The sequence below is a fragment of the Leisingera sp. M658 genome (assembly GCF_025144145.1).
Classification (GTDB): domain Bacteria; phylum Pseudomonadota; class Alphaproteobacteria; order Rhodobacterales; family Rhodobacteraceae; genus Leisingera.
Genome location: NZ_CP083546.1, coordinates 1654796 through 1667396, shown reverse-complemented (window position 1 = coordinate 1667396; position 12601 = coordinate 1654796). Strand labels below are relative to the sequence as shown.

General features: G+C 62.3%; 7 protein-coding genes and 1 tRNA gene. 3 read left to right on the top strand and 5 right to left on the bottom strand.

Going from position 1 to position 12601, the window contains the following annotated elements:
- Window positions 1-3: 3 nt before the first annotated feature.
- From K3724_RS08345 to K3724_RS08335, 3 genes are all read left to right on the top strand, one after another.
- Window positions 4-1638 (top strand): hypothetical protein, encoded by a 1635-nt coding sequence (locus K3724_RS08345; RefSeq protein WP_259991753.1) that lies wholly within the window; start codon window positions 4-6, stop codon window positions 1636-1638.
- A 108-nt stretch (window positions 1639-1746) separates the two neighbouring features.
- The gene (locus K3724_RS08340) at window positions 1747-4176 is read left to right on the top strand and encodes an FAD-dependent oxidoreductase (RefSeq protein WP_259991751.1); all 2430 of its coding nucleotides are present in this window, start codon (window positions 1747-1749) and stop codon (window positions 4174-4176) included.
- Window positions 4177-4427: 251 nt separating this feature from the next.
- Window positions 4428-5009, top strand: a complete 582-nt coding sequence (locus K3724_RS08335; RefSeq protein ID WP_259991749.1) for an NTP transferase domain-containing protein — start codon at window positions 4428-4430, stop codon at window positions 5007-5009.
- Window positions 5010-5104: 95 nt separating this feature from the next.
- On the opposite strand, the gene K3724_RS08330 is transcribed toward K3724_RS08335, so the two are convergent.
- From K3724_RS08330 to K3724_RS08310, 5 genes are all read right to left on the bottom strand, one after another.
- A complete protein-coding gene (locus tag K3724_RS08330; protein WP_259991747.1) occupies window positions 5105-7339 on the bottom strand; it encodes a Hint domain-containing protein in 2235 nt (744 codons plus the stop codon).
- 829 nt (window positions 7340-8168) lie between these two features.
- A tRNA-Ser gene (locus K3724_RS08325) sits at window positions 8169-8258 on the bottom strand.
- Between the two features lie 79 nt (window positions 8259-8337).
- Window positions 8338-9063 carry an alanyl-tRNA editing protein gene (locus K3724_RS08320; protein ID WP_259991745.1) on the bottom strand — a complete coding sequence of 242 codons (726 nt, stop codon included), beginning with the start codon at window positions 9061-9063 and terminating at the stop codon, window positions 8338-8340.
- Window positions 9050-11518 carry a DUF3772 domain-containing protein gene (locus K3724_RS08315; RefSeq protein WP_259991743.1) on the bottom strand — a complete coding sequence of 823 codons (2469 nt, stop codon included), beginning with the start codon at window positions 11516-11518 and terminating at the stop codon, window positions 9050-9052. Before K3724_RS08315 ends, K3724_RS08320 begins: the two co-directional genes overlap by 14 nt.
- Complete coding sequence (locus K3724_RS08310; protein WP_259991741.1) at window positions 11515-12549, bottom strand: cysteine synthase A; 1035 nt, start codon at window positions 12547-12549, stop codon at window positions 11515-11517. The genes K3724_RS08315 and K3724_RS08310 overlap by 4 nt, the downstream gene beginning before the upstream one ends.
- Between the last annotated feature and the right edge of the window lie 52 nt (window positions 12550-12601).

Genomic DNA, 12601 nt, shown 5'->3' with positions numbered 1-12601 from the left:
CGCATGACCCGTGCGGCGGTGCTGGCCTGGGGCTGGTTCGACAGCATCATCCTGGACCTGTTCCGCCAGCTGCGCTGGTCCTTCCTGCCGCCGCTGCTGATCTATTCCGCCTATGGCGCGCAGGGCATCACCACCGTCACCGCGTCGTTTTTCGTCAAGGAATACCTGGACTTTTCCGCCGCTTTTCTGGCGGGATTGGCATTTTGGGTCGGCCTGCCCTGGGCCCTGAAGATGCCGCTGGGGCATCTGGTGGATCTGATCTGGCGCTGGAAATACCTGCTGATCCTGCTGGGGGCCGGGCTGATGGCCGGCAGCTATGGCATCCTTGCTGCTATCGTGCTGGAACCTGCGATGATGGGCACCGTGATGCCGCTGGGCGCCTGGTATGTCACCGCCGCGCTGCTGGCCCCTTGCGGATATGTGCTGCAGGATGTGGTGGCCGACGCCATGTCGGTCGAGGCCGTGCCCCACACCGATAACCACGGCTGCCCCCTGCCCGAGGCTGAAACCAAATCCCTGCACACAACCATGCAGACCTTTGGCCGCATCGCGCTGATTGGCGGCTCCAGCGCCGCTGCCGCGCTGAACGTCGCCTTGTTCGATGGCGCCGACGCACTGCCGCAGGCAGACAAGGGTGCGCTTTACGGTTTTGTCTTCACTCTCGCGCTGCTGATTCCGGTGATTTCCCTCTCCGGAGTGGCGCTGGCGGTCTGGCAAAAATGGCGCAAGGCCGCCCTGCTGCGCCGCGCCGGTGTGGCCGAGGCTGAGATCCGCACCCGCATCGAGCTGCCCCGCGAACCGGTCACCCCCAACCGCTGGTATTTCATCGGCGGCGGCGCCTTTGTCGCGCTGTCGCTGGCTGTGGGACTGGGCGATGTGCCCTATTCGCAGGAAATCGTCTTTGCCGGCTCCATGGCCATCGTGCTGTTCCTGATGCGGCAGCTGGTTTCGGTGCTGCCAACGGACCAGGCCCGCGCCCTGATCGGCACCGCCATCATCATTTTTGTCTACCGCGCCACGCCCCTGCGCGGTCCCGGCGCCACCTGGTTTGAAATCGACGTGCTGGGGTTCGACCAGCAGTTCCTGTCAGTCCTGGCCCTGATCACCTCGCTGCTGACTCTGGCGGGCATGCTGATCTTCCGCCCGATGATGGCCAGCCGCCCGATAGCCTTTATTGTCGCCTTTCTAGCGATCACCGAGGCCGTCCTAAGCCTGCCCAACATCGCGCTTTATTACGGCGCCCACCACTGGACCGCCGCGATAACCGGCGGCGTGGTCGATGCCCGCTTCATCGCCATGGTCGACACCGCCGTGGAATCCCCGCTGGGCCAGGTCGCGATGATCCCGATGCTCGCCTGGATCGCCCGCAACGCGCCCTCGGGGCTGAAAGCCACCTTCTTTGCGGTCATGGCCTCCTTCACCAATCTGGCGCTGTCGGCCTCCAGTCTCGGCACCAAATACCTGAACGAAATCTTCGAAGTGACCCGCGAGGTCACAGATTCGTCAGGCATTATTACCACCCCAGCCGATTATTCCCAGCTGGGCTTGCTGCTGATCACCGTTGGAGCAATCCTCCTCCTGGCACCGCTGACCGCAATATTTGTCATTCAAAACAGCCGCTTCCGCACCTCTGAGTAACGAAACCCCAGCCTGGCTGCCTGTAAGCGGCATACGGTGCCGTTTTTCTGCTGGACTACTGTTCACTTCTGTACAGAATGCGGGCAACACCTATTCAGGGAGGCCCACATGAAAACCACTACCCGCGTGGCAGTTATCGGCGGCGGCGTCGTCGGCTGCTCAGTTCTCTATCACCTGACCAAGCTCGGCTGGTCCGACGTCATGCTGATCGAACGCTCGGAATTGACCTCAGGCTCCACCTGGCATGCGGCAGGCGGTTTTCATACGCTCAACGGCGACACCAACATGGCGGCGCTTCAGGGCTACACCATCAAGCTGTATAAAGAGCTAGAAGCCATCACCGGCATGTCCTGCGGGTTGCACCACGTCGGCGGCGTCACCCTGGCCGAAACCCAGGAACGCTTCGACATGCTGAAAGCGGAACGCGCCAAGCACCGCTTTATGGGGCTGGAGACCGAGATCGTCTCCCCCGAAGAAATCAAGCAAATCGCGCCCGTCACCAACGTGGATGGCATCATCGGCGGGCTTTATGATCCGCTTGATGGGCATCTGGATCCTTCCGGCACCACTCATGCCTATGCCAAGGCTGCCCGCATGGGCGGCGCCACGATCGAGACCCACTGCAAGGTGGTTGAGACCAACCAGCGCCCCGATGGCACCTGGGATGTGGTGACGAACAAGGGCACCATCCATGCCGAACATGTGGTCAACGCAGGCGGCCTCTGGGCGCGCGAGGTCGGCGCCATGGCCGGCGTCTACATGCCCCTGCACCCGATGGAGCACCAGTACATCGTCACCGACGAGGTGCCGATGATCGCCGAAATCATCGACGGCGGCGGCGAGCACCCGCATGTGATGGACCCGGCCGGCGAAAGCTATCTGCGCCAGGAGGGCCGCGGCCTCTGCATCGGCTTTTACGAGCAGCCCTGCAAACCCTGGGCCGTGGACGGCACGCCTTGGGACTTCGGGCATGAGCTGCTGCAGGACGACTTCGACAAGATCGAGGACTCCATCGCCTTTGCCTACAAACGCTTTCCGGCGCTGGAGGCTGCTGGCGTGAAATCGGTGATCCACGGCCCCTTCACCTTTGCCCCTGACGGCAATCCGCTGGTCGGCCCGGTGCCCGGAATGCGCAACTACTGGTCCGCCTGCGCCGTGATGGCCGGCTTTAGCCAGGGCGGCGGCGTCGGGTTGATGCTGGCCCAGTGGATGGTCGAGGGTGAATGCGAGCGCGACACTTTTGCGATGGACTGCGCCCGCTTCGGCGGCTGGATTACCCCGGGCTACACCCGCCCGAAAGTCATTGAAAACTATCAGAAACGCTTCTCCATCGCCTATCCGAACGAGGAGCTGCCCGCCGCCCGCCCATTCCGCACCACCCCGATGTATGACATCTTTGATGGCATGGGCGCCGTCTGGGGCGCGCAATACGGCATGGAGGTCCCTAACTACTTCGCCCAAGGCGATGAGCCGCGCTATGAGACCCCGTCCTTCCGCCGCTCCAACGCGTTTGAGGCCACTGCGCGCGAAGTCAAAGCGGTCCGGGAACATGTCGGCATCAACGAGGTCCACAATTTCGGCAAGTACCTGATCAAAGGTGCGGGTGCCCGCGCCTGGCTCGACCGCATCATGGCCGGCCGGGTGCCGAAACCGGGCCGCCTGTCGCTGACCCCGATGCTGTCCCCCAAAGGCCGCCTGATCGGGGATTTCACTATCTCCTGTCTTGGAAAATCCGGGGCGGAAGAAGAATTCCAGCTCACCGCCTCGTATGGCTCACAGGCTTACCACATGCGCTGGTTCCTGCAGAACCTGGACGATGACGTCAGCCTTGATAACATCTCCGACACCCGCAACGGCTTCCAGATCGCAGGCCCCAAAGCGCGCGAGGTGCTGCAGGCCTGCACCCGGACCGATATCTCTGACATGCGCTTCATGGACGTGCGCCGCCTGACCGTGGGCATGGCTGATTGCATCGTGCAGCGGGTCAGCTACACCGGTGATCTGGGCTATGAAATCTACTGCGACCTGCCCTCGCAACGCGCCCTCTGGGATGCGCTGTGGACCGCAGGTCAGCCGCACGGCATGAAACCCTTCGGCATGCGGGCGATGATGTCGCTGCGCCTGGATAAATTCTTCGGCTCCTGGCTGCGCGAGTTCTCACCCGATTACACCGCCGCCGAAACTGGGCTGGACCGCTTCATCTCCTTCAAGAAACCCGTTGATTTCATCGGTCGCGCGGCAGCCGAAGCCGAGCGCGACACAGGCCCCGCCCGCCAGCTCTGCGCTTTTGAGGTCGCGGCGGACGACGCCGATGTGGTTGCCTATGAGCCGATCTGGCTCGGCGGCGAAGTCGTGGGCTTCTGCACCTCCGGCGGCTATTCGCACCACGCGCAGAAATCCATCGCGCTGGGATTTGTCCCCACGGGGACAGCCAAGGAAAACCTGGAAGTGGAGATCGAAATCCTCGGCAAGATGTACAAGGCCCGCTTGATCACCCAGCCGCTGTTTGACGCAGACGGCGCCCGGATGCGCGGCTGAGGCCCAAAAGCACCGGATTCAGGTCAGCCCGCCTGACCTGAATCCGCCCTGTTGCCACAGCAGCGCACGCTGACGCCGCGAAACCCGCGCAACACATAGGTCAATGGCCGCACCCGAATGTTTCGCGCACGAAACATTAGGTCAACCCTGCTGACCTATGCGGCTTTCACTGGCCCCCGCCCTTCTTCTTTGCAAAAATACTCCCGCCGGAGGCATCCGCCATTGCGGCCAAGAACCAAGGACCGGGTTGCATGACCGCCATCACCATTCTCCTGCTCGCCGCCGGCGCCTCGTCACGGATGCAAGGCCGGGACAAGCTGATGGAGGATGTGGACGGCCAGCCTCTGCTTGCCCTGATGTGCCGCCGTGCCGCGCTGACCGGGCTGCCGGTCTATGTGACCTTGCCCAGCGAAACCCATCCCCGTGCGGCCTCAACCGGCAGCGCGATCCCGGTCCCGGTTCCCGACGCGGCTGAGGGCATGGCCGCCTCGATCCGCCGCGGAATCGCAGCACTGCCTGAACAGACTAAGGCCGTGATGATCCTGCCCGCCGACATGCCGGAGGTTGAAACGCAGGACATGCTGCATCTGGCTGCGCATTTTCACGGTGCGGACAGCCCCGTCCTGCGCGCCGCTTCCGAGGACGGCATCCAGGGCCACCCGGTGCTATTTCCGCGCCGCTGCTTTGCTGCGCTGAAAACCCTTAACGGGGATCAGGGCGCCCGCAGCCTCCTGACATCCGAACCGGTGCAGATGGTGCCGCTGCCAAAGAACCATGCGCTGACCGATCTGGACACGCCCGAAGACTGGGCCGCTTGGCGCCTGCACCGCTGACACCCCCGCAAATGCAGAGAAGGCAGGGCACAAGACCCTGCCTTCCTGCGCTTTGCTCTTCTCTGCCGTTTCCCCCAAAACAGCAGCAGCATCTCTCAATGCACGAGCAGATGCGCCTCGTGTTTCCGCAACGACCGGCGTGCCGCGGAATAAGCCGCCCGGCCCTTCTCCGACTTAAGGTCCGGGAACAGCTCGAACAATTCGTTGCGCTGCGCGTTGTCCAGCCCGCGCAGGGACTGATCGCCGGGCTGAAAGCTCTCGGTCCAGGCGCCATCGGACAGCACAACCTCATGCTGATCGAACATGAAATGGATATAGGTCACCTCGGTGGTCTCTACCGTGTCGACCCCCGTAAGCCCGGTCAGATGCTTGGCCGCCACCAGAACCTCGCGGTCCTCGAAATACAGCGCCGTCTTGTCGTTGGCGACCAGCACCCGGTGATTGGGGCTGACCATCATGTCGCGCTCCGGCAGGCCATTGCCCAGGGCGCCCTGGCGGATCAGTACCGGTTGCAAATGCGCGGCGCTGTTCAGCTCCCGGCCCTGCAGCGTGCGGGTACCGATCCAGCGGATTTCCTGAATGCCGTTGTCGCGGGTGATCACCCGGTCGCCGGCCTTCAAATCTTCGACCCGGCGTTCCCCCAGCGGCGTGGCGATCAGCGTGCCGGGCGTGAAGCAGGGAATGATCTGCTCAATCTCTCCAAACGTCATGGAGCCGGTCACAGCCCCGTCGCCATCAAGGAAGTTGACGGTTCCCGAGATGCTGTTGCCATCCGCGTCTACGGTGACACCGCTAAGTTCAAACGGGCCGCTGCCGGTCAGGTCCAGGGTGTCGAAATCGTCGCCGCCCGAGCCGCCGTCAACTTCGTCGCCGACATTGCCGCCCAGGAAGGTATCGCGCCCGGCGCCGCCGGACAGGGTATCGGCGCCCTGGCCGCCGGTGATCAGGTCATTGCCTGCCCCGCCTCGGACGATATCGTCATCAATACCGGCATCGATGGTGTCGTGGCCCGAGCCGCCGGAAATGTCGTCGTCATCGTCCTGGCCAAAGATCAGGTCGTTGCCCGATCCACCGTCAATGGTGTCCATGCCGTTGGTCGGGTCCGGATCCGCCGGGCGGCCATCGCTGCCGTCATCTGTAATGTTCAGCCCATCCGGGAATCCCGGGTTCAGGCCGCCATAGATGGTGTCGCTGCCGCCGCCGCCCAGCAGGATGTCGGAGCCTTCGCCGCCGGTCAGAACGTCTGCCTGAGAGCCGCCGTCGATGGTGTCATCGTCGATGCCGCCGTCAATCACATCCATGCCCGAGCCGCCGTCGATCAGGTCGGCGTCATCTCCGGTAGAGATGGTGTCATTGCCGGCGCCGCCCAGAACAGTATCGCGATCGTCGAACGGATCCGCATCCGCAGGGATAAAGGGAATGTCGGGGTCGGTGCCGGTGTAGCCCGGAAAGCCGCGGTCCGGCAGCGGGATGCCGCTGTCCTTGGAGGTGTCGATGACATCATCGCCGTCGCCGCCCTCAACCGAGTCGGAGCCGTCGCCGCCGTCAATGGTGTCGTCGCCGCCGCCGCCAAGAATGGTGTCGTCGCCTTCGCCGCCGGTCAGGCTGTCGTCGCCCGGCACAACCGGATCAGAAGGATCCGATGAGTAGTCGAAATGCGCATTGTCGAGCGTTGTGCCCGAGCTGCCCAGGTCAATGACCAGCTTCACGTCATTGAAATCATTGTCGCCAAGGTTGCGCGTATCTTCGAACCCCAGCTGAACCGAGCCGTCCGGGAATTCAAAGATCCCTTTGGTGTGGTCCAGCCCGTCGGTGTTCAGGCCGACGTTGGCGCCATAGCCGGACGAGTAATAGGTGCCATGCGGGCTGACGATGCCGACGCCGACAAAGGCACCTTCGGGCGCATCGTAACTAAAGGTCTCGCCGACATCCGCATTTGCATTATGCGACAGCATCACGAGATTGCTGATCTCGCCGGTCGACGGATCGATGGTGTAGGCAAAGACCTGGTTCTGGAAGGCCGCGCTGGTCGAGGAGATGGTGATCTTGACCGGTTCATTGCTGCCGGAGACGCCATCGCCCAGGATCAGATCATCGCCGCTGCCGCCGTCGACAGTATCGTCGCCGGAGCCGGCATAGATGCTGTCATTGCCGCTGCCTGCGATGATGACATCATCATCCGGCCCCGCCGCCGGGCCGGTGGCATCGGCGTTATCAACCATGTCGCCTTCCGGATCGCCGGTGTAAGCCGCGTTGATCAGGTCATCCCCCGAGGTGCCCTCAACAATTCCGTTCAAGGCCGCATTCGGCATATCGGTACTCTTCGCCATCACTCTCTCCTCACCGGTCTGGCCCCAAACCCACCGTTCGGGCCAGCCGGACAGCCGCACAGCCATGCGGAACTTCGCAGTCAAAACACCAGCCCAAGCGGAGAGAGGGCCAGAACGCGCAAACGCTCTGGAGTGCACGCCGGAACAGCGCACAGCCGATAAGCAAAAGCTCTTAGATCAGTGGTATGCAGGCATCAGCAGCCCAGGGACTTAAGCTAAATTTTAGCAGTCCACCACAGTCCAGCAGCTCGCAGAACTCGCCCCCCCAATGGGCTAGAACATGCATACGTTAGGTACCTCCGGCCACAAAGCCAAAAAATTGCCTAAAATTCCCCCCATTCCGTCATTCGGGGGCAATTGAGACGGCGTAAGCCAGTGCCGGATTATGATGATTGTCTCGGAAACCGGATACAATCCGAGGGCCAAACTTACACTTCCAGCACAAATTTCCCGCACTCGTTCTTTGAGGGAGTGGAATTGTTGCCAAATCCGAAACAAGGGTAAAATACGGCCGCACCACCGGTTTTCCGCTCCCTCAGCAAGCTGCCCTAAGGGAAATGGCGTGGAATTGATTTCAATCCTTGCCGTTTGCAAAGTTTGTTTCTCAATGCGGCCGGAATGCCGGGCAGGTCTTTCGAATCAGACGGCCTATGCGGAAGGTCATCGCAGCCGTGCGGAAAAGTAAATAACGTTGAAGAGTCTATTCAATCCGCCGGCATCTGTCCGCTGACCGGCCTGCCCCTGTTGCAAGAACAGCCGCCGCAACGCGATTTTCTTTGCCTGCTAAGCCATGCCTGAAGCAACTGATGTTCTTTGACAATGTGGGTTATGGCGGAGAGACAGGGATTCGAACCCTGGAGACGGTTTCCCGCCTACACACTTTCCAGGCGTGCGCCTTCGACCACTCGGCCACCTCTCCGTGAGGGGGCTTTTGAAGGATCACAGGGGGAAATGCAAGGGCCGAAATGGCAAAAAAGCACTCCGGCCCGCATTCTTTTTCAAGTCTCCAGATGGAGATAGACGCGGCGGTTCTGCTTGCCCTTCTTCTCCACCTTGCCAAGGCGGATTTTGCCGATTTCACCAGTGCGTTTCACATGGGTGCCGCCGCAGGGCTGCAGATCAATCTGCTGGTCAGCGGTGCCGATGCGGACAAGCCGCACCTGCCCTGCCCCGCGCGGCGGCGAGACGGACATGGTTTTCACCAGCTGCGGGTTGGCGTCGAGTTCGGCATCGGTGATCCAATCCTCGGTCACCTCAAGATCACGGTCAATGAGCGCCTGCAGCTGGTCCTGCAGCGCCTGTTTATCCGCGGGCGCCTCAGGCATGTTGAAATCGAGCCGGCCTTTGTCTGCGCTGATCGAGCCGCCGGTCACTTCCAGCGGGATCACCACTGATAAAAGATGCAGCGCAGTGTGAACCCGCATGTGGCCATAACGGCGGTCCCAGTCCAGAACCTGGGTGACCGTAGTGCCTTCGGCGGGCAATGGTTCATCTTCATGCGGGACCAGAACCACCGCGCCGTCTTCACCTTTGACAGTGGTGGCAATGGTGCATTGGCCATCACCCCACAAAAGCTGGCCGCTATCGCCAGGCTGGCCGCCGCCGGTGGCGTAGAACAGGGTCCGGTCCAGGATCAGCCCGCCCTGTTCCGTATGGGCCAGCACCAGTGCTTCGGTCATCCGGGCATAGGCGTCCTTGCGGAATAGCAGGTCACTTGTCGGCATCGGCATCTCCATCAGCATCTTCTTCGGGGTCCTGCTGCACATCCGCCAGATCCGGCTTCAGCGGAGCAGATGCGGGTGCGCCAGCAGGTGCGGAAGCGGACGCCGCGGCAGAGGTTGCCGGTTTGTCCGGGGTCAGCGCCTCGGGGTTACGGATCCAGATGTCGCGCTGCATGAAGGGGATTTCGATCCCTGCTTCGTCGAACCGTTTTGAGATTTCATAATTCATGTCGGATTTCACCGACAGAACCCAGTTCACATCGCGCAGGATTGCCCGGATCTCAAAATCCAGACTGTCGGCGCCAAAGCCCTGAAACACCACGCTGGGTGCCGGGTTGAGCAGTACCATCGGATGCGCCTTGGCGACCTCGTTCAGGATTGCCTCCACCTTGCGCGGATCGGTGCCATAGGCGACGCCCACCGGCACAATCACCCGGCCCACGGTGTTGCCGCGGGTGTAGTTGGTAACGGTGCCCGAGATCAGGTCCGAGTTCGGCACGATCACGTCGGAGCGGTCAAAGGTTTCGATCCGGGTGGAGCGCACCGAAATGTCGCGCACATAGCCCATCAGCCCGCCGACCTCGATCCAGTCGCCTTTGGATATCGGGCGTTCGATCAGCAGGATGATGCCGGACACAAAGTTCGACACGATGGTCTGCAGGCCAAAGCCAATGCCAACCGACAGCGCACCAGCAACAATCGCCAGCGACGACAGGTCCAGCCCTGCCATCGAGATGGCAATCACCGCTGACAGGAAGATGCCGACATAACCAAGGCCGGAGGTGATCGCGTTCTGACCGCCCGGGTCGATCTTGGTCTTGGGCAGCAGCGAATTGCGCAAGGAGCCCTGCACCAGCCGCGTCAGCGCATAGCCGACGGCAAAGACAACGGCAAACGTCAGGAAAGCGGTTGGAGAGATCTTTGTGTCGCCGATCTGGAACCCTTCCAGGAACTGCGACCACAGCTCAGTCAGATCTGCGATCCGTGCGCCCCAGATCAGCGCCACCAGCGGCAAGGCCAAAGCCGCCAGCACAAAGCCGATCATCACCGCAAACAGTGAGTCCCGCGCCTCGGACCCTTTGCCGGAAAGCCAGCCGTAGAGGTCGCCCAGGAAGCGCTGCAGCACCAGCAACGCGGCCAGCAGCGCCAGGGTGGACACAGCGGGGTAAATCAGCGCCTCAGCTGCGTTCACATAACCAAAGGCCGCCAGCACCGGCGACACAAACCCCAGCAAATAGGTGGCACGGCGCACCAGATTCATGATCCGGTTGGCACCGGCAGCAATGGCGCCGTCGTCTTCGGTCTCATCGCTGCTTTGCTGCTGACGCCGCTTGGCACCGATCCGGTGCAGGCGCAGCAGCACCAGGGCCGCGCCCATAATCAGCGGGAAGCTGGCCACCGCATGGGCCTCAGCCGGGATGCTGTCGATGTTTTCCAGCTGGGTCAGCGCATCCTGCAGAACCAGGATCACCGCCAGAATATCGACCATCAGCCGGGTTTCATTCAGCCGCCCCTCTTGCACCGGAACCAGATCGTTCTCGATGCGGCTGGAGAACAGCTGGTTGCCCAGCCAGTGGAACGACAGCAGCAGCAGCGCCCAGCCGGGCACATAATCCAGCAGGATCGACCCGCGGATGCCAAGCACCCCGGACAGGTCCACCGCTGCGGTCAGGCAGATGATGCCGATAAAGGGCAGGATCACCTCCAGCAGCGAGACCACAAAGCCCCAGACACCGCGGCCCGAGCTGCCGAACTGGCGCAGGTAGTCGCCCGCCGCATGGGCCCAGGGCCGGCCGCGGAACACCAGCAATGCTGCGATCAGCAGCAGCAACAGCAGTGCCGGCAGGCTGTTCTGCACCCGTTCAGCCGTGGTGGCGCTGCCCACCCTGGAGGCGGTTTCGTTCCACAAGGAGCTGCCGGAGCGGGTCAGCGAGCGCAACGCCCCGGCCCAGTTTTCAGGGTTGAACGGCGAGGGTCCGCGTTCCAGCAGTCTGCGGGTTCGGCGCTCGCGGATGATCTTGTCAATCTCGGTGATCAGCCCGTTGGCACGGCTGTAGGCCTCTTCCGAAACGATACGCGGAACCTTGAGGTCCTTCAGCTGCTGTTCCAGCGAGCGGCGCAGCTGGGCGATATCCTCGGGCTCGCTCTCGCCCTCGCCGGGCGCCGGGCCAAGCGCGCCAAGCTGGCCTTCGAGCGTCTGAATACGGTCGCCGTTATCGGTGCGCGCCGCCAGGAAATTCTGCCGGTAGGTGGTAAGCTCTTTGCGCAGCGCTTCCATAGCGGCGCTGGAGGCCCGTCTGGCGTCGATGACCTCTTCCGCACGGTTGGCGGTCTTGAGCCAGTCCTGATAATAGGCGCGGGATTCAGCAGTCAGCTGAGCCAGCGCAGGCAAAGCGAGGCCGGCCATCAAGGCCAGCCCCAGCAAAGCAGTCCGCAAAGCGGTTATGATAGGTGTCATACGTCCTCAAATACGCCTGGAATCGACGCGGGCGTGTGGGTCATCCACTCTGGCACCGGCAGGTTTTTCTCCCGCAGGAAATCCGGATTGAACAACTTGGACTGGTAGCGGGTGCCATAGTCGCACAGAACGGTGACAATGGTTTTGCCCGGCCCCATGTCCTTGGCCATACGCACGGCGCCGGCAATGTTGATGCCGGAAGATCCGCCCAGCACCAGGCCTTCCTCGTGCAGCAGATCAAAGACATAAGGCACCGCCTCGGCATCCGGCACCTGATAGCTGAAGTCCGGCGTGAAGCCCTCCAGGTTCTTGGTGATCCGGCCCTGGCCGATGCCCTCGGTGATGGAGCTGCCTTCGGAGGCCAGCTCACCCGTGGTGTAAAAGGAATAGAGAGCTGCCCCCAGCGGATCGGCCAGACCAACCTTGACGCCTTTGGGCTGCAGTGCTTCGGCCACCCCTGCCAGGGTGCCGCCGGATCCGACCGCGCAGACAAAGCCGTCCACCTTGCCGCTGGTCTGTTCCCAGATTTCCGGGCCGGTGGTTTCCACATGGGCCTGGCGGTTCGCCACATTGTCGAACTGGTTGGCCCAGATCGCACCGTTCGGTTCGCTCTTGGCCAGTTTCTCTGCCAGACGCTGGGAATAGCGCACGTAGTTGTTGGGATTGCGGTAAGGGGCCGCAGGCACCTGAACCAGCTGGGCGCCAGCCAGGCGCAGCATGTCTTTCTTCTCTTCCGACTGGGTTTCCGGGATCACAATCACCGTCTTGAACCCCATCGAGGCGCCAACCAGCGCCAGGCCGATACCGGTGTTGCCGGCGGTGCCTTCGACAATGGTGCCGCCGGGCTTCAGATCGCCGCGGGCAATGGCATCCTTGATGATATAAAGCGCGGCACGGTCCTTGACCGACTGGCCCGGATTCATGAATTCGGCCTTGCCCAGGATCTCGCAGCCGGTCTCTTCGCTGACGCGGTTCAGGCGGATAAGAGGTGTGTGGCCGATGGCATCAGCCAGATCGCGTGCAATGCGCATGGTATCCCTTTCGATCGTTCTCCCAAGGTGTAACTAAGCGCCCCGGCGTTCA

Bases quoted from the DNA above. Each gene is read 5' to 3' on its own strand.
- K3724_RS08345 (WP_259991753.1), top strand. From the start codon at position 4: ATGACCCGTGCGGCGGTGCTGGCCTGGGGCTGGTTCGACAGCATCATC.
- K3724_RS08340 (WP_259991751.1), top strand. From the start codon at position 1,747: ATGAAAACCACTACCCGCGTGGCAGTTATCGGCGGCGGCGTCGTCGGC.
- K3724_RS08335 (WP_259991749.1), top strand. From the start codon at position 4,428: ATGACCGCCATCACCATTCTCCTGCTCGCCGCCGGCGCCTCGTCACGG.
- K3724_RS08330 (WP_259991747.1), bottom strand. From the start codon at position 7,339: ATGGCGAAGAGTACCGATATGCCGAATGCGGCCTTGAACGGAATTGTT.
- K3724_RS08320 (WP_259991745.1), bottom strand. From the start codon at position 9,063: ATGCCGACAAGTGACCTGCTATTCCGCAAGGACGCCTATGCCCGGATG.
- K3724_RS08315 (WP_259991743.1), bottom strand. From the start codon at position 11,518: ATGACACCTATCATAACCGCTTTGCGGACTGCTTTGCTGGGGCTGGCC.
- K3724_RS08310 (WP_259991741.1), bottom strand. From the start codon at position 12,549: ATGCGCATTGCACGCGATCTGGCTGATGCCATCGGCCACACACCTCTT.